This is a genomic window from Aeromicrobium sp. PFPM2_SD2, from assembly GCF_057364525.1.
The window spans coordinates 1-18716 of the sequence record NZ_JBNFNZ010000011.1; the positions used below are offsets into that span (position 1 = coordinate 1).

General features: G+C 71.3%; 22 protein-coding genes and 1 pseudogene. 3 read left to right on the top strand and 20 right to left on the bottom strand.

Going from position 1 to position 18716, the window contains the following annotated elements:
- Window positions 1-182: 182 nt before the first annotated feature.
- The 12 genes and pseudogenes from tatC to AC2W7G_RS01785 all read right to left on the bottom strand — a co-directional run bounded on the left by tatC (window position 183) and on the right by AC2W7G_RS01785 (window position 9129).
- Window positions 183-998: a twin-arginine translocase subunit TatC gene (gene tatC / locus AC2W7G_RS01730; protein ID WP_485866912.1), complete on the bottom strand. Its 816-nt coding sequence runs from the start codon at window positions 996-998 to the stop codon at window positions 183-185.
- Window positions 999-1235, bottom strand: a complete 237-nt coding sequence (gene tatA / locus AC2W7G_RS01735) for a Sec-independent protein translocase subunit TatA (protein ID WP_485866913.1) — start codon at window positions 1233-1235, stop codon at window positions 999-1001.
- Between the two features lies 1 nt (window position 1236).
- Complete coding sequence (locus AC2W7G_RS01740; RefSeq protein WP_485866914.1) at window positions 1237-2337, bottom strand: helix-turn-helix transcriptional regulator; 1101 nt, start codon at window positions 2335-2337, stop codon at window positions 1237-1239.
- A complete protein-coding gene (locus AC2W7G_RS01745; RefSeq protein ID WP_485866915.1) occupies window positions 2220-3176 on the bottom strand; it encodes a helix-turn-helix transcriptional regulator in 957 nt (318 codons plus the stop codon). Before AC2W7G_RS01745 ends, AC2W7G_RS01740 begins: the two co-directional genes overlap by 118 nt.
- A gap of 12 nt (window positions 3177-3188) precedes the next feature.
- Window positions 3189-4106, bottom strand: coding sequence for an FKBP-type peptidyl-prolyl cis-trans isomerase (locus tag AC2W7G_RS01750; protein WP_485866916.1), 918 nt, complete (start codon window positions 4104-4106; stop codon window positions 3189-3191).
- A 91-nt stretch (window positions 4107-4197) separates the two neighbouring features.
- Window positions 4198-5559, bottom strand: a complete 1362-nt coding sequence (gene pafA / locus AC2W7G_RS01755; protein WP_485866917.1) for a Pup--protein ligase — start codon at window positions 5557-5559, stop codon at window positions 4198-4200.
- A gap of 42 nt (window positions 5560-5601) precedes the next feature.
- Window positions 5602-5844: a hypothetical protein gene (locus AC2W7G_RS01760; protein WP_485866933.1), complete on the bottom strand. Its 243-nt coding sequence runs from the start codon at window positions 5842-5844 to the stop codon at window positions 5602-5604.
- Entirely contained in the window at window positions 5841-6395 is a 555-nt protein-coding gene (locus AC2W7G_RS01765) for a glycosyltransferase family 2 protein (RefSeq protein ID WP_485866918.1), read from the bottom strand. The genes AC2W7G_RS01760 and AC2W7G_RS01765 overlap by 4 nt, the downstream gene beginning before the upstream one ends.
- 109 nt (window positions 6396-6504) lie before the next feature.
- A pseudogene (locus AC2W7G_RS01770) lies at window positions 6505-7287 on the bottom strand (glycosyltransferase family 2 protein); the annotation flags it as partial.
- A complete protein-coding gene (gene prcA, locus AC2W7G_RS01775) occupies window positions 7248-8093 on the bottom strand; it encodes a proteasome subunit alpha (RefSeq protein ID WP_485866919.1) in 846 nt (281 codons plus the stop codon). The pseudogene AC2W7G_RS01770 and the gene prcA, both read right to left, overlap by 40 nt.
- A 25-nt stretch (window positions 8094-8118) precedes the next feature.
- Entirely contained in the window at window positions 8119-8934 is an 816-nt protein-coding gene (prcB, locus tag AC2W7G_RS01780) for a proteasome subunit beta (RefSeq protein ID WP_485866920.1), read from the bottom strand.
- Window positions 8935-9129 carry a ubiquitin-like protein Pup gene (locus AC2W7G_RS01785; protein ID WP_485866921.1) on the bottom strand — a complete coding sequence of 65 codons (195 nt, stop codon included), beginning with the start codon at window positions 9127-9129 and terminating at the stop codon, window positions 8935-8937.
- Between the two features lie 92 nt (window positions 9130-9221).
- Between AC2W7G_RS01785 and AC2W7G_RS01790 the strand changes: the two genes are divergently transcribed.
- Window positions 9222-9629, top strand: coding sequence for a VOC family protein (locus AC2W7G_RS01790; protein ID WP_485866922.1), 408 nt, complete (start codon window positions 9222-9224; stop codon window positions 9627-9629).
- A 4-nt stretch (window positions 9630-9633) separates the two neighbouring features.
- Here AC2W7G_RS01790 and AC2W7G_RS01795 read toward each other — a convergent pair whose 3' ends face one another.
- The 6 genes from AC2W7G_RS01795 to arc all read right to left on the bottom strand — a co-directional run bounded on the left by AC2W7G_RS01795 (window position 9634) and on the right by arc (window position 15370).
- On the bottom strand, window positions 9634-9933 hold the full coding sequence (locus tag AC2W7G_RS01795; RefSeq protein WP_485866923.1) for a hypothetical protein: 300 nt from the start codon (window positions 9931-9933) through the stop codon (window positions 9634-9636).
- A 45-nt stretch (window positions 9934-9978) separates the two neighbouring features.
- Window positions 9979-11481, bottom strand: coding sequence for a depupylase/deamidase Dop (gene dop / locus AC2W7G_RS01800; RefSeq protein ID WP_485866924.1), 1503 nt, complete (start codon window positions 11479-11481; stop codon window positions 9979-9981).
- Between the two features lie 19 nt (window positions 11482-11500).
- Window positions 11501-12424 carry a TIGR01777 family oxidoreductase gene (locus tag AC2W7G_RS01805; RefSeq protein WP_485866925.1) on the bottom strand — a complete coding sequence of 308 codons (924 nt, stop codon included), beginning with the start codon at window positions 12422-12424 and terminating at the stop codon, window positions 11501-11503.
- Entirely contained in the window at window positions 12421-13104 is a 684-nt protein-coding gene (locus AC2W7G_RS01810) for a TetR/AcrR family transcriptional regulator (RefSeq protein ID WP_485866926.1), read from the bottom strand. Before AC2W7G_RS01810 ends, AC2W7G_RS01805 begins: the two co-directional genes overlap by 4 nt.
- 68 nt (window positions 13105-13172) lie before the next feature.
- Entirely contained in the window at window positions 13173-13595 is a 423-nt protein-coding gene (locus AC2W7G_RS01815) for a GNAT family N-acetyltransferase (RefSeq protein WP_485866927.1), read from the bottom strand.
- Between the two features lie 50 nt (window positions 13596-13645).
- Window positions 13646-15370 carry a proteasome ATPase gene (gene arc / locus AC2W7G_RS01820; RefSeq protein ID WP_485866928.1) on the bottom strand — a complete coding sequence of 575 codons (1725 nt, stop codon included), beginning with the start codon at window positions 15368-15370 and terminating at the stop codon, window positions 13646-13648.
- A gap of 378 nt (window positions 15371-15748) precedes the next feature.
- Here arc and AC2W7G_RS01825 point away from each other — a divergent pair, with 378 nt between their 5' ends.
- On the top strand, window positions 15749-17059 hold the full coding sequence (locus tag AC2W7G_RS01825; RefSeq protein WP_485866929.1) for an HNH endonuclease signature motif containing protein: 1311 nt from the start codon (window positions 15749-15751) through the stop codon (window positions 17057-17059).
- A gap of 28 nt (window positions 17060-17087) precedes the next feature.
- On the top strand, window positions 17088-17630 hold the full coding sequence (locus AC2W7G_RS01830) for a dihydrofolate reductase family protein (RefSeq protein WP_485866930.1): 543 nt from the start codon (window positions 17088-17090) through the stop codon (window positions 17628-17630).
- Window positions 17631-17659: 29 nt separating this feature from the next.
- Here the strand turns inward: AC2W7G_RS01830 and AC2W7G_RS01835 are convergent, their stop codons facing one another.
- Window positions 17660-17812 carry a hypothetical protein gene (locus AC2W7G_RS01835; RefSeq protein ID WP_485866931.1) on the bottom strand — a complete coding sequence of 51 codons (153 nt, stop codon included), beginning with the start codon at window positions 17810-17812 and terminating at the stop codon, window positions 17660-17662.
- Window positions 17813-17954: 142 nt separating this feature from the next.
- Window positions 17955-18716 (bottom strand): tRNA (adenine-N1)-methyltransferase (locus AC2W7G_RS01840; protein ID WP_485866932.1); only part of this gene is annotated, 762 nt, incomplete at its 5' end.

An 18716-nucleotide genomic window follows, 5' to 3' on the forward strand; every position in this document is an offset into this window, starting at 1 on the left:
GGGGTGCGCGGCCAGCAGCTCGTCGCGCAGCGCTCGCGGTCTCCGGCGGCGGACGCCCCCGGCAGACGACGACGGTGTGGCCGAGCCGCCCGAGCAGCGCGGCCGCCTCCCCCGCGACGCGGTCGCCCTGCTGGCGTCCGGAGTGCGGGTTGACGACGACGGCGAGACGCATGGCGCTCACCCTAGAGCGGCGAGGCCTCGTCGTCGGACCACTGGTCCTGGTCGCGGGCACGGCGCCGGTCGGTGAACAGCGTGACGACCTCGGCGATGAAGTACAGCACCGTCATCGGGGCGGCGAGCAGGATCATCGTGACCGGGTCCGTGGTCGGGGTCGCCACCGCCGCGAAGACGAAGATGGCGATGACGATCCACGGTCGCGCCCGGACGAGGGCCCGGTGGCTGACCGCGCCGATGCGGTTGAGCAGGATGACCACCAGCGGGATCTCCGCGGCCAGGCCGAACACCAGCAGCATGCGGGTGACGAAGTCCAGGTACTCCCCGGCCGTGAGGAGCGACTCCCAGCCCTGCGGGACGAAGCCGAGCAGCACCTCGATGCCCTTGGGGAGCACGAGGTAGCCGCCGCCGACCCCGGCCAGGAAGAGCGGCACGCCGGTGCCGGTGAGCAGCACCGCCCACTTCTTCTCGTGCTTGTGCATCGCGGGCAGGACGAACGCCCAGATCTGCCAGAACCACACCGGGCTGGAGATGACGAGCCCGACGATGAGCGAGATCTTGAGCTGGAACTGCAGCGCCCCGCCGACGCCGGTGATGGCGAGCGTGGCCTCCAGGCCCTGCTCCCGGAGCAGCGGCGCGATGCCGTTCTCGTACGGGTCGGTGAGCAGGTCCAGCACCTGCGGGAAGAGGAACCAGCCGATCACCGTGCCGACGGCGATGGCCAGCACCGAGCGGAACAGCCGGGAGCGCAGCTCGGCGAGGTGCTCGACCAGCGTCATGGTGCCGCCCGGCGGGTAGGCCGGGCGGCGCTTGAACAGCCCCACCTACGGGCGGTCGGTCTTCTTGTCGACCTCGAGCGGGTCGATGGCCTCGTGCCGGGCCGCGTCGTGCTGGGCCGACTCGTGACGCTTGTCGTCCTCCTCCAGGCCGCGCACCTCGGACTTGAAGATGCGCAGCGCCCGGCCGGAGCCGCGCGCCAGCTCGGGGAGCTTCTTCGCGCCGAACAGCAGCACGACCACCGCCAGGATCAGCAGGATCTCCGTCGGGCCAATGTTCCGCATGTCAGCTCTCCTCGTGGGGGGACGTGTCTTCATCGTACGCGGCCAGGGCACGGGCAGCGGTCGCGCGCACCTCGTCGGCCAGGTCGGCGGGCTCGACGACGCGCACCGCGCCGCCGTTGCGCAGCACGAGGCGGCGCAGCCACTCGGTCGTGCTGCCGTGCAGCCGGATGCGCACGACGTCGGGCTCGGGCTGGCCCAGGCGCTCCACGTCGTAGTACTCGGTCAGCCAGTGGGCGTCCGGGCGCAGGTCCAGGACGGCCGACGGCGTGTCGTCGCCGACCCGGAACGTGCCCTCGGACATCGCCTCCGGCGCGACCTCGCGCGGCTCGTAGTGCTCGCCGGTCGGCTCGGCCGTCTCGATGCGGTCGAGCCGGAAGGTGCGCAGGTCGTCGACCCGGCGGCACCAGGCCTCGACGAAGCGGCGTCCCTGGGCGGCGAACAGGCGCAGCGGCTCGATCGTGCGCTCGGTGACCTCGTCGCGGGCCGGCGTGGCGTAGGTGATGCGGACGCACTCGCGGGCGGCCAGGGCCCGGGTGAGGGTGTCCTGGACGACCGGGTCGGCCTCCTCGACGTGCACGTGCGCCGGCGACGTGGCGAGCTCGCCCACGAGCGCCTCGAGCTTGGCCAGCACGCCGTCGATCACGTCGGACTGGGCCTGGGTCGAGGACGCCCGCAGGGTGCGCAGGGCGACGATGAGCGCGGCGGCCTCGCCGCGGTCCAGGCGCAGCGGCCGGTCGAGGTACTCGGCGTTGTCGATGCGCACGATGCCGTCGAGCTCGAGGGCGTCCATGTCGACGTCGATCATCTCGCCGGGCATCGCCTGCGGCAGGCCGCAGAACCACAGCACGTTGAGGTCCTTGACGATCTGCTTGGTGCTGACGCCGAAGTCGGCCGCGACCTGCTTGACCGGGATGCCGTCACGGCTCTGCAGGTACGGGACCAGGGTGAGCATGCGCGCCAGCTGGTCGCGCGACGACCCGCCGCTCACGGGGTGACTCCCGCCGCCGCACGCAGCCGGGCGATCGTCTGCTCGCGCACCTCGGCGGGCTCGAGCACCACGACGTCCGCGCCGAACGACGCGGCCTCGCTGGCCAGCTCCCACGGGGACGCGTACGAGACGAGCACCTCGTCCCACTCGGCGTCGACCGGGGTGGTGCGCTGCGCGGTGCGGCGCAGCGAGTTGCCGCGCCCTTGCGCACCCGCAGGCGGGCGGGCTCCAGCGCAGGGGCGGGGAACAGCTCGTGCGCGAGCGCCTTGAGGTCCAGGTCGGCCGGCACCTCGTACGAGCCGGCGGCCGGTGAGCCGCACGTCGCCGACGACGCGGGTGAGCCGGAAGACGCGCGGGGCGTCGCGGTCGACGTCGAAGCCGGCCAGGTACCAGCGGCCGTGCCACGACAGGACGCCCCACGGCTGCACGTGCCGCGTCGAGGGCTCCTGGCCCGGACGCTGGTAGTCGAAGGACACCGGCACGCGCCGGGTCGAGGCGTCCCAGACGGCGTCGAACGACGGCTCGTTGGCCGAGAGGCGGGGCTCGACCATCGACAGCACCCGGTCGTCGACGTCGATGCCGGCGGCCTTGAGCTTGACCAGCGCCTGGCCCGACTCCCCCGCCAGCCCGGCGTGCTCCCATACGCGTCCGGCCAGGCCCACCACGGCGGCCTCCTCGGGCGTCAGGTCGATGTCACCGAGCTCGTAGTCGCCGCGGCTGATGCGGTAGCCGACCTCGTCCTCGAACAACGGGTCGTACGACCCGGTCTCGATGACGATGCCGATCTCGCGCAGCTCGTCCTTGTCGCGCTCGAACATGCGGTCGAAGGCCTCGCCGGACTGGTCGCGGTAGCCCTCGACCACCTGACGGATCCGGTCCTTCGTGAGGTACTGCCGTGAGACGAGGAGCGCGATGACCAGGTTCATCAACCGCTCGGTCTTGCGCGCCACCATGACCGCAGGATGTCAGTCGGCGTCGAGCACGTCCACTGCGAACTGCAGCGTGTCGCCCGGCTTGATGGCGCCCTGGCCCTGGTCGCCGTACGCGGTGTCGGCCGGGCACACGAGCAGCACGCGGCTGCCGACGGTCTGGCCGATCAGCTGGTCCCAGCACGGGATGAGCTGGCCGGTGCCGATGGTGCTGGTGAACGGCGTGCCCTTGGACCACGACTCGTCGAAGATCTCGCCGCTCGGGTACACCTGGCCGGTGTAGTGGATCGTGATCGTCTGCTTGGCCTCGACCTTGGGGCCGTCGCCCTCGATCGCGACGTAGGCGGCCTGCTTGGTGACCTTCTTGGGCGTCTTCTTGGTCGCCTTGAAGCCCTTCGGGTGGCCGTCGGCGTCGAGCTGGACGGCCGGCACCGTGGCCGGCACCTTCTGCGCGGTGCCGCTGGCCTCGGTGGGCAGCTTCTGCAGCACGTCGAAGACGAACACCATCGAGTCGTCCTTCTTCAGGTCGAGCTGGGCGTTGTCCTGGCCGAAGCCGTCCTTGGGCGGGATGCCGACGAGCACGCGGCTGCCGACCTTCTGGCCGGTGAGGCCCTTGACGAAGCCGCTGAGGATCGAGCCCTCCTTCAGCGTGGCGACCAGCCGCTGGTCGGCCTTCCAGGAGTTGTCGACCTCCTTGGCCGTGCGCCCGTTGTAGGCGACGTAGCTGAGCTTGACGACGTCGCCGTCCTTGAGCTCGTCGCCGTCGCCCTCCTCGATGACCTTCGTGGAGGTCGTGTCGACCTCGAAGCCCTTCTCGACCTCGAGCTTCGGCTCCTTGCCGGCCGCGCCGCTGACCTTGACGTCGGACAGCGCCTCGGAGCCGGAGTCGTCACCACCGCCGCAGCCGGACAGGACGAGCATCGACCCGAGAGCCAGGGCGAGAAGACGGCGCACGAAGTACCTCCAGAGGACGGGAAACCTCCCCCACCCTAGCGACGAAGCCCAAGAGGACGCTGACAGCCGGCTGTGTGTCGCCGGCAGCCCCTCACATGCCGTCGATGAGCTTCTGGACGCGCTCGTCGTGGGCCCGGAACGGGTCCTTGCACAGCACCGTGCGCTGGGCCTGGTCGTTGAGCTTGAGGTGCACCCAGTCGACGGTGAAGTCGCGCCGACGCTCCTGCGCGCGCTTGATGAACTCCCCGCGCAGCCGGGCGCGCGTGGTCTGCGGCGGCACGCTCTTGGCGGTGAAGACGTCCAGGTCGCGGGTGACCCGGGCGACCGAGCCGCGCCGCTCGAGCAGGTGGAACAGGCCCCGGTCGCGGCGGATGTCGTGGTAGGCCAGGTCGAGCTGGGCGACGCGGGCGTCGGACCAGGCCAGCCCGTGGGTGCTGCGGTAGTGCTCGAGCAGGCGCAGCTTGATCACCCAGTCGATCTCGCGCTCGACGAGCGACAGGTCCTCGGACTCGACCGCCTTGAGCGTGCGCTCCCACAGGTCCAGGGCCCGCAGCAGGGTCGGGGACGAGACGCCGGTGCGGTCGACGAAGTCGGCGGCCTTGGCGAAGTACTCGGCCTGGATCTCCAGCGCGGACAGCTCGCGTCCGTTCGCGAGCTGCACCTTGCGGCGTCCGGTCAGGTCGTGGGCGATCTCGCGGATGGCCCGGATCGGGTTCTCCAGCGTCATGTCGCGCATGGGGACGCCGGCCTCGATCATCCGCAGCACCAGGTCGGTCGAGGCGACCTTGAGCATGGTGGTCGTCTCGCTCATGTTCGAGTCGCCGACGATCACGTGCAGGCGGCGGTACCGCTCGGCGTCCGCGTGCGGCTCGTCGCGGGTGTTGATGATCGGGCGCGACCGCGTGGTGGCGCTCGAGACGCCCTCCCAGATGTGCTCGGCCCGCTGGCTGACCGAGTAGATCGTGCCGCGCGGCGTCTGCTGCACCTTGCCGGCGCCGACGATGATCTGCCGGGTCACGAGGAACGGGATGAGGACGTCGGCCAGGCGGCTGAACTCGCCCTGCCGGCCGACGAGGTAGTTCTCGTGGCAGCCGTAGGAGTTGCCGGCCGAGTCGGTGTTGTTCTTGAACAGGTAGATGTCGCCCTCGACGCCGTCCTCGGCGAGCCGGTTCTGCGCGTCGAGCATCAGGCCCTCGAGGATCCGCTCCCCCGCGCGGTCGTGCGTGACCAGGTCGACGATGTCGTCGCACTCGGGGGTGGCGTACTCGGGGTGGCTGCCGACGTCCAGGTACAGCCGGGCGCCGTTCTTGAGGAAGACGTTGCTGCTGCGGCCCCACGAGACGACGCGCCGGAACAGGTAGCGCGCGACCTCGTCGGGCGACAGACGGCGCTGACCCTTGAACGAGCAGGTGACCCCGTACTCGTTCTCGATCCCGAAGATCCGCCGGTCCATGTCAAGAACCCTAGTCCGCGTCCCAGGTCGCGCCAGGTGATCTCAGCGGTGGGACGTCGGCGCCGCGTCCGGGTCGGCCCGGTCCTCGGGGTGGATGCTGCGCGACTCGGCCCGCCGGGCCCGCGAGCCCACCCAGTCCGAGGGGTAGACCTTGGGCAGCGTCTTGGCGACGGCCAGGACCACGTACATGACGGTGTTGATGGCGACGAACGCCGCGAGGACCGCGAACCACCCGGTGTGCACGGTGGCCTCGGGCAGCAGGACGCCCTGCGACAGCGGGCTCACGCGACGACCTCCAGCGCGCGGTCGGACGGTGCGTCCGGCTCGTGCCGGACGTGGTTCCAGGTCGCCGTGCGGCCCAGCGAGATGTCGACGACGCCCTTGACGTAGACGACGTTCAGGAAGCTCGCGTAGACCAGCTCGGGCAGCAGGGTGAGCGCGAGCAGCCGGGCGCGCCAGCCGCCGTGCCAGACGGTGACCACCCGCTCGAGCGTGAAGACCGCGCCCAGGCCGATCCAGAACGGGAACCAGATCCACGTGTCGAGCGACACGAGCATGAGGGCGATGAGCACGAGGTAGGCGGTCAGCGCCACGACGCCGTAGCCGATGCCGAGCTGCTGGCACCAGTACCGGAAGGTCTGCGGGGTGACGCCGTAGGCGCCCAGGTTCTCCAGGGCGCCGCGCTGCCAGCGCAGGCGCTGGCGCCACAGGTCCGACCAGGTCGGCATGATCTCGGTGACGACGGTGCACTGCGCCGGCGAGATCATGAGGCCGCCCAGCGACTTGAGCGCGATGGTGATCTCGTTGTCCTCGGTCAGGGCGGCGGTGTCGTACACGTCGCCGGGGCGGCCGGGCAGCGTCCGGCCCCGGCTGGCGGCGATGGTGCGCAGGCCGGGCCCGGAAGATCGACGCCGTGCCGGTCAGGACGAGCACCCGTCCGCGACGGCGGTCCATCTCGCGGGAGTAGCGGATGTACTCGTTGCGCTGGAACTGGCCGATCAGTCCCCCGCCCTCGTCGCCGTGGAACAGCCCGCCGACGGCCATGAGCGCGCGGTCGTCGGTGAACCGCCGCACGGCCGCCTCCAGGAAGCCGTCGTCCAGCACCGTGTCGGCGTCCATGACCATGACCGTGTCGTTGTCGCCCAGGCCGGGGACGAGGTCGCGCAGCGCCTGGTTCAGCGCGCCGGCCTTCTTGTCGGCGTTGTCGACCGACTCGCGCACCTCGGCGCCGTGGGCCCGAGCGATCTCGACGGTGGCGTCGGAGCAGTTGTCGGCCACCACGACGACGCGGTCGGGCCGGCGCGACTGGGCGAGCAGGGAGTCGATGGTCTGCCCGATGGACGCGGCCTCGTCGTGCGCCGGGATCAGCACGGTGACGGTGACGGGACCGTCGAAGCGTCCGCGGGTCTCGGCCATGACGACCTTCGGCGCCAGCGGCAGGGCGCCCGGGTCGTCCGATCGGCGGGCCCGGTCGGCGATGCGCTTCTCCAGCAGGGCCACGCCGGCCGCGGCGAGCACGGCGACGACGACGGCGGCCACGAGCTCGCGGGTGGACGGCGCCGCGGTGTCGTAGAGCACGTGCCAGGCGCCCAGGACGACGCCCGTGGTGGGCTCGTCCCAGTCGCGCGGCCCCCCGGCCGCCACGAGCAGCCACAGCAGGCCGCCGGCCAGCGCGGCCATGCCCACGATCACGAGCCCCACGGCTCGCTGGAGAACCCCTGCACCCATCGTCCACGTCCCCGAGATACGCCTGCCGGGCCCGAACCGGCCCAGCGGGAGAACGATCGGCGTGGAGCAGCGATTCCTGAGCCGGACGTGACGCCCGACTCAGCCGGGCTCAGCCCTGGAGCGCGGCGGCCACCTGCGCGTCGAGCAGGCGCTTGAACTTGCGCGGCTGCGTGCGCGTGCGGTCGAGCACGGCCACCTCCAGCGACTCGGCGGTCACGGAGCGGGCCGGGGGTGCTGTCGGCGCCGAGCGCGGCGGCGGCGAGCCGGAGGGCCGCGGCCAGGTCGAGCCCGGCGGTGTAGTGCTCCCCCAGGTGCGCCTCGACCAGCTCGTTCTGGCCGCCCATGACGCCATAGCCCTGGACGTCGGCCACCGAGCCGTCGTAGGTCAGGCGGTAGACCTGGTCGTCCTCGGGCGCGTGCCCGACCTCGGCGACGAACAGCTCCACCTCGTAGGGCTTCTCCGCGCCGGAGGAGAAGATCGTGCCGAGCGTCTGGGCGTACGCGTTGGCCAGGCTGCGCCCGGTCACGTCGCGCCGGTCGTAGGAGTAGCCGCGGACGTCGGCCAGGCGGATGCCGGCGATGCGCAGGTTCTCGAACTCGTTGTAGCGGCCGACGGCGGCGAAGCCGATGTGGTCGTAGATCTCGCTGATCTTGTGCAGCGCCTTGGACGGGTTCTCGGCGACCAGCAGGATGCCGTCGGCGTACTGCACGACGACGACGCTGCGGCCGCGCGAGATGCCCTTGCGGGCGAAGTCCGCCCGGTCCTTCATGAGCTGCTCGGGCGAGACGTAGAACGGTGCGGTCATGGGAGGTCTCCTCGTCGGGCGGCCGTCAGGTCAGCGGGGCGTGCGGGCCGTCCGGCGCGCTCATGCGCGCCGCGATGACCTGGTCGGCGACGGCCGCGGTCTGCGACTCGTCCCACGCCCGGTAGCCGTCGGCGGTGATGACCGAGACGAGCGGGAAGATGCGCCGCGCGAGGTCCGGGCCGCCGGTGGCGGTGTCGTCGTCGGCGGCGTCGTACAGCGCCTGGACGACGGCCATGACGGCGTCGGCCTCGCTCATGCCGGGGCGGTACAGCTTCTTCAGCGAGCCACGAGCGAACGTCGAGCCCGAGCCGACCGAGTGGAAGGTGCGCTCCTCGTTCTTGTTGCCCGTGACGTCGAAGGCGAAGATGCGGCCGATGCCGGCGTCGAGGTCGTAGCCGGCGAACAGCGGCACGACGGCCAGGCCCTGCATGGCCATGCCGAGGTTGCCGCGGATGAGCGCGGCCAGGCGGTTGGCCTTGCCGTCGGTCGACAGCGTCGCGCCCTCGATCTTCTCGTAGTGCTCGAGCTCGACCTGGAACAGCCGGGTCATCTCCACCGCGATGCCCGCGGTGCCGGCGATGCCGACGCACGAGTACTCGTCGGTCGGGAAGACCTTCTGGATGTCGCGCTGGGCGATGACGTTGCCCATCGTGGCCCGGCGGTCGCCGGCCATGACGACGCCGCCCTCGAAGGTGGCGGCCACGATCGTCGTGCCGTGGGTGACGCCCTCGAGCTCGGTCACGCCGTTGAAGCGGGCAGCCGGCAGCATGTCGGGTGCCCGGGAGGCGAGGAAGTCTGCGAACGAAGAGCTGCCGACGGCGCGGTACTCCTCCGGCAGCATCTACTCGCCACCCTTCTGGACGAAGCTGCGGACGAACTCCTCGGCGTTCTCCTCCAGCACGTCGTCGATCTCGTCGAGGATCGCGTCCACGTCGTCGTCGAGCTTCTCGCGGCGCTCGGCGTCGACCTCGGGGACGTCGGACTGGACGTCGTCCTCGGTGCTCCTGCGGGTGCTCCTGTGCTGCTGCTCGGCCATGTCGCCACCCTAGTACGCACGGGGAGGCGCGCTCGGTGGATCGCGTGCCGGTGTCGGCGTGCCGTGCGACGCTCGCAGCGGAGGTGGTCCCCATGACCCAGAACGCCCGCGCGTCCCTGCGCCAGGTCGTGCTCGACACGACCGACACCAGCGCCCTCGCCGAGTTCTACCGCGAGCTGCTCGGCTACGAGTACCGCGACGGCGACAGCACGCCCGACCCCGACGACGGCTGGCTGACCCTGGTGCCCCCGGACGGTGGCGTCCGCGTCTGCTTCCAGCAGGTGCCGAGCCTGACGGAGTCGACGTGGCCGCAGGACGGCGTGCCCCAACAGCTGCACCTGGACCTCACGGTGCCCGACCTGGACTCGATGCGCGCCGAGCACGAGCGCATCCTCGGCCTCGGTGCGCGGCTGCTGCGCGACGAGTCCGACGACCCGGAGGAGGCGCTGTACGTCTACGCCGACCCGGCCGGGCACCCGTTCTGCCTGTTCGTGGCCTAGTCGATCACCAGGAGCCCGGCGCTGCCCCGGACGCGAAGCCGAGACCAAGCATGAGGGCGCCCACGAGCAGGGACCAGCCGAGGTGGTCACGGTGCCACAGCCAGCCCGTCACCATCGCCGGGACGATGCCGAAGGTGGCGTCGCTGACGGTGATCGACCCGTCGCCGACGAACATCGCTCCCATCAGGGCCGCCAGCACGTAGAACACCCAGCCGCTGGCCCAGTCGACCTCGCTGAGGTCTTCGGACGCCTGGCGGAGCCAGGCGCGGCGGGGCGACGTGGTGGTCTCGGAGTGCTCGGTCACGCGGCCGACCCTAGCGGCGCCACGCCGGCCCCGGAGCCGTTTCGCTCAGCGACCGGTGAGGGCGCGGAACAGCTCGGCGGCGGTGTCGCAGTCGTCCAGCAGCTGCCCCACGTGCTCGCGCGTGCCGCGCAGGGGCTCCATGGTCGGCACCCGCTGAAGCGAGTCGTGGCCGGGCAGGTCGAAGACGACCGAGTCCCACGACGCGGCGGCGATGTCGCGCGAGTACTTGGCCAGGCACCGTCCGCGGAAGTACGCGCGGGTGTCCTCCGGCGGGTCCTGGACGGCGGCGCGCACCTGCTCGTCGGTGAACAGCCGCTGCATCCGGCCGGTGCGGACGAGCTGGTGGTACAGCCCCTTCTCGGGCCGCAGGTCGTGGTACTGCAGGTCGACCAGGTGCAGCTTCGCGTGGTCCCAGTCCAGGCCGTCGCGCTCGCGGTAGCGCTCGAGCAGCGACAGCTTCGCCACCCAGTCCAGCTCGCTGCGGCACTCCATCGGGTCGCGCTCGAGCCGGGTCAGCACGTCGTCCCAGCGGCGCAGCACGTCGTCGGTCATGTCGTCGCCGCCCTCGGCCGCGACGAACTTCTGCGCCTGCTCCAGGAAGTAGCGCTGCAGCTGCAGGGCGGTGACGGTGCCGCCGTCCTCCAGCGGCACGGCCACGCGCAGCGTCGGGTCGTACGAGATCGCGTGCAGCGCGGTGACCGGCCGGGCCAGGATCGGGACGTCGGCCAGGAAGCCGGCCTCGATCATGGCCAGGACGAGCGACGTGGTGCCGTGCTTGAGGTAGATCGCGGTCTCGGACAGGTTCGCGTCGCCGATGATGACGTGCAGGCGGCGGTACTTGCGGGCGTCGGCGTGCGGCTCGTCGCGGGTGTTGATGATCGGCCGCTTGAGCGTCGTCTCCAGCCCGACGTTGACCTCGAAGTAGTCGGCGCGCTGGCTGAGCTGGAACCCGCTCTCGGTGCCGTCCTGCTTGCGGCCGACGCGACCGGCCCCGGTGACCACCTGGCGCGAGACGAAGAACGGCGTCAGCTGGGCCACGATGCGGTCGAACGGCACCTGACGGTCCATGAGGTAGTTCTCGTGCGAGCCGTACGAGGCGCCCTTGTTGTCGACGTTGTTCTTGTACAGCAGCAGCGGCGCCTGCCCGGGGATGCGACCGGCCAGCTCGGCCCCCCGGCCCATGACGAGCTCGCCGGCCTTCTCCCACAGGGCCACGTCGAGCGGGTTCGTGCACTCGGGGCTGGAGTACTCGGGGTGCGCGTGGTCGACGTACAGGCGCGCGCCGTTGGTGAGGATGATGTTGGCCAGGCCGAGGTCCTCGTCGGTGAGCTGCGTCGGGTCGGCGGCGTCGCGCGAGAGGTCGAACCCACGCGCGTCGCGCAGCGGGCTCTCCTCCTCGAAGTCCCAGCGGGCCCGGCGGGTCAGGCCGTGCGCGGCGGCGTAGGAGTTGACCAGGTGCGTCGACACGACCATCGGGTTGGCGCGCGGCTGTCCCTGCACGGCGATGCCGTACTCCACCTCGCTGCCCTGCACCCGTCGGACGCTCATGTGCCCACCCTAGGCGCGACTACCCCAGCTGCACGGGCAGAAGACCCCGTGGCGACCGGTCGACCACGTCGGCCAGGGCGCCGTCGAGCGTGGGGTGCGCGAAGACGTACCCGCTCTCGCGCAGCACCCGCGGGTCCACCCAGCGGCTCTTGAGCACGAGCTCGGGCTCGGTGCGGATGACCCGGGCGCCGAGCTCGAGCAGCCACGCCGGGGTGGGCACGCCGTGGCGGCGTCCGACCGCCCGCCGCACCGCGGCCATGAGCGCTGCGTTGGTGACGTGGTCCTCCGTGGCGACGTTCACCGGGCCGCTGATCCCAGGGTGCGCGACCAGGTGCTCGATCGCGCCGGCGACGTCGTCGACGTGCGCCCAGCTGAACACCTGGCCGCCGTCGCCCATCCGGCCGCCGAGGCCCACCCGCGCCAGGTCGATGAGCGGGTTCACCGCTCCCCCGCCCGGGCCCAGGACGATCGACATCCGCAGCGCGACCTTGCGGACGGGCGCGGGCGAGTCGAGCAGGGCGCGCTCCCAGGCCTGCGCCACCGACACCGAGAAGCCGGAGCCGATCTCGCCGTCGACCTCGTCCTGGGGGCGGTCCCGCGCGTCGCGGTAGATGGTGCCGGTGCTCGCGTTGACCCACAGCTCCGGCGGCGCGGCGCACCGGGCCAGGGCCCGCCCGAGGGCGGCGGTGGTCTGGACCCGCGAGGAGAAGATCTCGTCCGCGGTGCGCTTCGTGTAGCGGCAGCTCACCGACCGCCCGGCGAGGTTGACGAGCAGGTCGGCACCCTCGAGCACGTCGACGAGCCGGTCCGGGTCGTCCCAGCCGGCGTCGGCCGTCGGGCCGCGGCCGACGGTGCGCACCTGGGCACCGGCTCGCTGGTGGAAGTCGGCCAGGTGACGACCGACGAAGCCGGAGGCTCCGGCCAGGACGACGGTGCGGTTCATCGCTTCTCCTCGGAGGGACGGCCGGACTCGTCGAGCCCGGTGGCCAGGGTGACGACGTCGTCCACGAGCCCGCGGGCGACGGGCAGGCGCGAGAGGGACAGGGCACGGCCCACGACCGGTGCGAGCCCGTCGACGAGGCGCCGGGTCCGGGCCTGGTCGGGCGACCCGTCGCTGACCCAGTGGAGCGTCACTCCCAGGTAGGCCAGCCACAGCAGGTGGGGCAGCCGTCCGGCCAGGCGGGCCGGCACGCGGGTGCCGGAGGTCTGCACGACGTGACGCATGAGGTCCACCGCCATCTCGCGCGGCCCGGCCGACTCGGCCGAGAACGGGCTGGCGGACGACGACGAGGGCAGCGCCACGCGGACGAACGCCTGGCCGAAAGCGTGGTACGGAGCCATGACGTCGAGTCCGGTGTGCAGCGTGGTGCGCAGGTTGTCGGCCAGGGGTGCGCCGGCGACCAGCCTCGGCAGCGTCGCGTCGCGGTGCTCGACCTGCACGACGCGGTAGAGCTCCTGGACGAGCTCGTCCTTGCCCGCGAAGTAGTGGTACGCGTTGCCGAGCGAGACGCCGGCCTCCCGCGCGATGGCGCGCATCGTGGTGCCGTCGAAGCCCTGCTCGCGGAACAGCCGCAGCGCCGTCGTCACCAGCAGCTCGCGGGTCTCCGCTCCCGTGCGCGCCATGCGGACCTCCTCGGTTGAACGTGTTCAACTTGAGGGTACGACAGACGGTTGAACGTGTTCAACCGAGGTCAGCCCCGGGGCAGGAGCTTGCCGAGCGGGACGCTCGTGGGCGACTCCGCGTAGTAGCCGAACGGCGGGACGTCCTCGTACCCGCTGGCCCGGTACAGCGCGATCGCCTCGGGCTGGCGCTGTCCGGTCTCGAGCACGAGTCGACGGACGCCGGCCTCGGCGGCGGTGCGCTCGACCTCGGCCAGGACGAGCCGCGACAGGCCGCGCCGGCGGAAGCGCGTGCGGACGAACATGCGCTTGATCTCGGCGTCGCCGGGCTCGGGTCCGCCGCGGCGCCACCCGCCCATGGCGGCGGCCTCCCCGTCGACCTCGGCCACGACGAAGTGCCCGTTCGGCGCTACGAACTCGTCGGCCGCGATGGGTGCGGTGTCGCCGTCGCCGCCGTACAGCACGGCGTACTCGGCCTGGACCTCCTGCGTCATGGCCACGACCTCGGGGTCGTCGTAGGCGCCGACGCGCAGCGTGATCGTGCTCAGAGGTACTGCCCCGTGTTCGCGACGGTGTCGATCGAGCGTCCGGGCTCGTTGCCGCCCTTGCCCGAGATGAGCGTGCGGATGAAGACGATCCGCTCGCCCTTCTTGCCCGAGATGCGGGCCCAGTCGTCCGGGTTCGTGGTGTTCGGCAGGTCCTCGTTCTCCTTGAACTCGTCGACGCACGCCTGCAGCAGGTGCTGCACGCGCAGGCCCTTGGCGCCGTGGTCGAGCAGGTCCTTGATCGCCATCTTCTTCGCCCGGTCGACGATGTTCTGGATCATCGCGCCGGAGTTGAAGTCCTTGAAGTACATGACCTCCTTGTCGCCGTTGGCGTAGGTCACCTCCAGGAACTGGTTCTCCTCGGTCTCGGCGTACATGTGCTCGACCACGCGCTGGATCATCCCGTTGACGCACGCCTCGCGGTCGCCGCCCCACTCGGCCAGGTCGTCGGCGTGCAGGGGCAGCGACGTGCGCAGGTACTTGCTGAAGATGTCGCGCGCGGACTCGGCGTCGGGACGCTCGATCTTGATCTTCACGTCCAGGCGTCCGGGCCGCAGGATCGCCGGGTCGATCATGTCCTCGCGGTTGGACGCGCCGATGACCAGGACGTTCTCCAGGCCCTCGACGCCGTCGATCTCGCTCAGCAGCTGCGGCACGATCGTGTTCTCCACGTCCGAGCTGACGCCCGAGCCGCGGGTGCGGAACAGCGAGTCCATCTCGTCGAAGAAGACGATGACCGGCGTGCCCTCGCTGGCCTTCTCGCGAGCGCGCTGGAAGACCAGACGGATGTGCCGCTCGGTCTCGCCCACGTACTTGTTGAGCAGCTCGGGGCCCTTGATGTTGAGGAAGTAGGAGCGACCCTCCTCCCCCGTGCGCTCGGAGACCTTCTTGGCCAGCGACGCGGCGACGGCCTTGGCGATCATCGTCTTGCCGCAGCCGGGCGGCCCGTAGAGCAGGACGCCCTTCGGCGGCTTGAGCTCGTGCTCGATGAAGACGTCCGGGTGCAGGTAGGGCAGCTCCACGGCGTCCTTGATCGAGTCGATCTGCCCGCGCAGGCCACCGATCGACTCGTAGTCGACGTCGGGCACCTCCTCGAGCACGAGCTCCTCGACCTCGCTCTTGGGGATGCGCTCGTAGACGTAGCCCGAGCGGCCGTCCAGGAGCAGCGAGTCGCCGGCGCGCAGCTTGGTGTCGCGCAGCGAGTCGGCCAGCCGGACGATGCGCTCCTCGTCGGCGTTGCCGAGGACGAGGGCGCGGTCGCCGTCGGCGAGCAGCTCCTTGAGCATGACGACGTCGCCGGTCTGCTCGAACTCCAGGGCGGCGACCACGTTCATCGCCTCGTTGAGGATGACCTCCTGGCCCTTGCGCAGGCCCTCGCGGTCGACGTTCGGGCTGACGTTCACGCGGAGCTTGCGCCCGCCGGTGAACACGTCGACCGTCTCGTCGTCGTTGCCCTGCAGGAAGGTGCCGAACCCGGTCGGCGGCTGCGCCAGCCGGTCGACCTCCTCCTTGAGCGTGACGATCTGGTCGCGCGCCTCGCGCAGGGTGGCGCCGAGGCGCTCGTTCTGGGCGGCCGTCGTGGCCAGGCGCTGCTCCAGCTCGCGCAGGCGCGAGTCGGTGCCGCTGTCGCGCGAGACACGGTGACGCAGGTGCTCGACCTCAGCGCGGAGCTGGGCCGCCTCCTGCTCGAGGGCGTGGACGGATGGCTGCTGCTGGTCGCTCATCGTGCACCTCCTGGGCTCTTGTCCCGACCCTACAAGGATCGAGCCAGCAAGCGCGTTGCACGGACGTTGCGGTCCGGTGTCGCGGCGCGCGGGTCGCGTGGGGGTGGTGGAGGGGCGGGTTCCGCGCGTTGTCGACGGTGGTTCCCGCTCGTTGGGCTCGTCGGAAGGAGCCTTGGGTGCGTGGTCGGCAGAGGGGCTGATGACGACGGGGTGGGGGTGGGTCGCGGCTCGGTTCGTCGGCTCACCCGCGGCCGCTTCTTGGGCTGGTCGGAACCGGTCCGTCCAGTCCGAGAAAGCGCTGAATTCCTGGGGATTCCGGGTGGTTCTTGTCGGACCCCCGAGGTAGGATAGAACAAATGTTCGACACGGGGGTCTCGGATGCTGATCGACCAGCTGGAGCGGTTGCGCGGGGAACTGCGCGAGCTCGAGGCGTGGTCGCTCTCGGACGCGGAGCTGCGGACTGTAACGGTCGAGATCCAGCGGACGATCGCGAGTCTCACCGAGACCGCGGCCCGGATGGCCGGGGCCGCTGAGGACCGGGCGCTTCCGCGTGAGGACGGCAACGCCACCACGGTGGCCTGGCTGGCGCATCAGACCGGGATCGCCCGCCGTGAGGCATCGCGGCTCGTGAAGCTGTCGCGTCTCGACGCGACCCGGGGTCTGGCGACGCGGGAGGCTTGGGCGTCCGGTGAGGTGTCGACCGAGCAGGCGAGCATCATCCTGACCGCCCTCGATCGGCTTCCGGAGTGGTTCGTGGCCGAGCAGCACGACGACGCCGAGGCCACGTTGCTCGGCCACGCCAAGGAGTTCGCCGCCGACGACCTGCGGCGTCTCGCGAATCGGATCGTCGAGGTCGTCGACCCGTTGGCCGCCGACGAAGTGATCGGGGAACAGCTCGAACGGCAGGAGAAGCAGGCGTGGGACGAGACGCACGTGACGTTCACGCCCCGCGGCGACGGGCTGACCTGGGTGCGCGGCGCTCTTCCGGACGTCCAGGCCGACATGCTGCGCACCGTCCTCGAAGGACTCTCGGCACCGCGCCGGATCGATGCCCTGTTCCGGGACGTGGACGGCGATCACTCCGACACCGAGATCGGCCGGCTCGACCACCCGAGGCGCATGGGCCAGGCGTTCTGCGAGCTCATCGAGCACCTGCCGCAGGACGCGTTCCCGCAGGCCGGCGGACTGGCCGCCACCGTGACGGTGAACCTCGACTACGACGACCTCACCGACCGCATCTCCCGTGCCACGCTGAGCACCGGCTGCGACCTCAGCGCCAGCCAGGCACGCAGGCTCGCGTGCAACGCGAACATCCTGCCGATGGTCCTGAACGGCGACACCCAGCTCCTCGACCTCGGCCGTGCCGACCGGTTGCACGACCGGAACCAGCGCATCGCCTTGGCCAAGCGCGACGGCGGCTGCTCCTGGAAGGGATGCGACCGACCACCGGCCTGGTGCGAGGCCCACCACCTCAGACCATGGAGCGAGGGCGGCGAGACATCCGTCGACAACGGGGCACTGTTCTGCTTCGCCCACCACCATCTCCTGCACGACAGCGACTGGACGGCAAGGCTGGCCGAGGACGGCGTCGTCGAGGTGATCCCACCACCCAGGATCGACCCGCAACAGCGACCCCTGCGCCACGTGCGCCACGTCAAGCTCCGACCGCGGGTCCTCGAGCCGGTCTGACGCACCTCGCGCGGTCTACCGTCCTGCCATGGGACGCTTGCTCTACTCGATCAACGTCACCCTCGACGGCTGCGTCGACCATCGGTCCGCGCTGGCGGACGAGGCGCTGCACCGGCACGCCATGGAGGGACTCGCACGAGCCGACGCCCTCCTCCTCGGCCGCGTCACCTACCAGATGATGGAGGAGGCGTGGCGGCCTCCGGCGTCCGACGCGATGCCCGAGTGGACCCAGCCGTTCGCCCGGGTCATGGACGCGGCACGCAAGTACGTCGTCTCCAGCACGCTCGAGAGCGTGGACTGGAGCTCCGAGCTCGTGCGCGGTGACCTCGCCACCGCGGTGCGGGCCCTCAAGGACGACGTCGACGAGCTCCGCACCGGCGGCGTGACGCTGCCGACGGCGCTGGCGCAGCTGGGCCTGATCGACGAGTACGAGCTGGTCGTCCACCCGCGCGTGTACGGGACCGGGCCCCGCCTCCTGGACGGACTGTCCGAGCCGCTCGACCTCGAGCTCGTCGGCACCGAGGACGTGGGCTCCGGCGTCGTCGCCCGCCGCTACGCGCCCCGCCGCTAGGCGAACCGCGTCACCGCGTCACCGCCGGCTCAGACGCCCTCGGGGCGCGGGCCCTTGTAGTCGGGTCCGTAGGCCCCGGGAGCCGGACGCCGGGTCTTGCCGAGCGTGCGCTCCCCCGGCGCCATGCGCCGGGTCGTGACGAGGTACGCCGTGTGCGCGCCGGCGCCGTGGGCCGGACGCACCGCCAGGCCCTCCAGGTGCCAGTCGCGGGTGAGCGTCTCGAACGCATGCGGCTCGGTGAACCCGCCGTGCGCGCGGACGTCTCGACGAACAGCGACATCTGCGTGGTCGTCGCGACGTAGGCGCAGACGATGCCGCCCGGCGTCAGCCGGTCGCGACCAGGTCGACGCACGTCCACGGGTCGACCATGTCGAGGATGAACCGGTCGACGTCGGTGTCGGTGCACGCCTCGCGCAGGTCGCCGACGGTCAGGTTCCACGCCGGGTGCTCGCCCAGCAGCTGGTGGACGTTCTTGCGGGCGGTCTCGGCGAACTCCTCGCGGATCTCGTACGACGACAGCCGTCCCTGCGGGCCGATGGCGCGCAGCAGGTACGAGCTGAGGCTGCCTGAGCCGGCACCGGCCTCGACGACGTGGGCGCCGGGGAAGATGTCGGCCTGGACGAGGATCTGGGCCGCGTCCTTGGGGTAGATGATCGCCGCGCCGCGCGGCATCGAGACCACGTACTCGCTCAGCAGCGGGCGGAAGACCTGGTACTCGCCGTCGAGCGAGGAGCGGACGATGATGCCCTCGGGCCGGCCGATCAGGTCGTCGTGCTTGATCTGGCCCTTCTTGGTCGAGAACTCCTTGCCGGCCACGAGCTGGATGTTGTGCTTGCGGCCCTTGGCGTCCTGCAGCCGCACCCAGTCGCCCTCGGCCATCGGGCCGCGCCGCACCCCGGAGTAGGTGGGCTCGGCGGGCGGGGCGGCGTCAGGGGTGGCGTCGTCGGTCATGGCCCCGATCCTCCCAGTCGCCGGGCGCGCCGGAAAACGGGCACGAGGGGTCAGGCGTCTTTTGCGCCCGTCCCGGGTACGGCCGCGTTTTTTTTTTTTTTTTTTTTTTCCACGTCGGCCGCGTGGAGCGTCGCC

What these genes read in the sequence shown, in the direction of transcription:
- AC2W7G_RS01830 (WP_485866930.1), top strand. Translation starts at nt 17,088, where the DNA reads ATGGGACGCTTGCTCTACTCGATCAACGTCACCCTCGACGGCTGCGTC.
- prcB (WP_485866920.1), bottom strand. Translation starts at nt 8,934, where the DNA reads ATGCTGCCGGAGGAGTACCGCGCCGTCGGCAGCTCTTCGTTCGCAGAC.
- AC2W7G_RS01790 (WP_485866922.1), top strand. Translation starts at nt 9,222, where the DNA reads ATGACCCAGAACGCCCGCGCGTCCCTGCGCCAGGTCGTGCTCGACACG.
- AC2W7G_RS01825 (WP_485866929.1), top strand. Translation starts at nt 15,749, where the DNA reads ATGCTGATCGACCAGCTGGAGCGGTTGCGCGGGGAACTGCGCGAGCTC.
- AC2W7G_RS01745 (WP_485866915.1), bottom strand. Translation starts at nt 3,176, where the DNA reads ATGGTGGCGCGCAAGACCGAGCGGTTGATGAACCTGGTCATCGCGCTC.
- AC2W7G_RS01815 (WP_485866927.1), bottom strand. Translation starts at nt 13,595, where the DNA reads ATGACGCAGGAGGTCCAGGCCGAGTACGCCGTGCTGTACGGCGGCGAC.
- prcA (WP_485866919.1), bottom strand. Translation starts at nt 8,093, where the DNA reads ATGACCGCACCGTTCTACGTCTCGCCCGAGCAGCTCATGAAGGACCGG.
- AC2W7G_RS01785 (WP_485866921.1), bottom strand. Translation starts at nt 9,129, where the DNA reads ATGGCCGAGCAGCAGCACAGGAGCACCCGCAGGAGCACCGAGGACGAC.
- tatA (WP_485866913.1), bottom strand. Translation starts at nt 1,235, where the DNA reads ATGCGGAACATTGGCCCGACGGAGATCCTGCTGATCCTGGCGGTGGTC.
- AC2W7G_RS01805 (WP_485866925.1), bottom strand. Translation starts at nt 12,424, where the DNA reads ATGAACCGCACCGTCGTCCTGGCCGGAGCCTCCGGCTTCGTCGGTCGT.
- AC2W7G_RS01810 (WP_485866926.1), bottom strand. Translation starts at nt 13,104, where the DNA reads ATGGCGCGCACGGGAGCGGAGACCCGCGAGCTGCTGGTGACGACGGCG.
- pafA (WP_485866917.1), bottom strand. Translation starts at nt 5,559, where the DNA reads ATGGACCGGCGGATCTTCGGGATCGAGAACGAGTACGGGGTCACCTGC.
- dop (WP_485866924.1), bottom strand. Translation starts at nt 11,481, where the DNA reads ATGAGCGTCCGACGGGTGCAGGGCAGCGAGGTGGAGTACGGCATCGCC.
- arc (WP_485866928.1), bottom strand. Translation starts at nt 15,370, where the DNA reads ATGAGCGACCAGCAGCAGCCATCCGTCCACGCCCTCGAGCAGGAGGCG.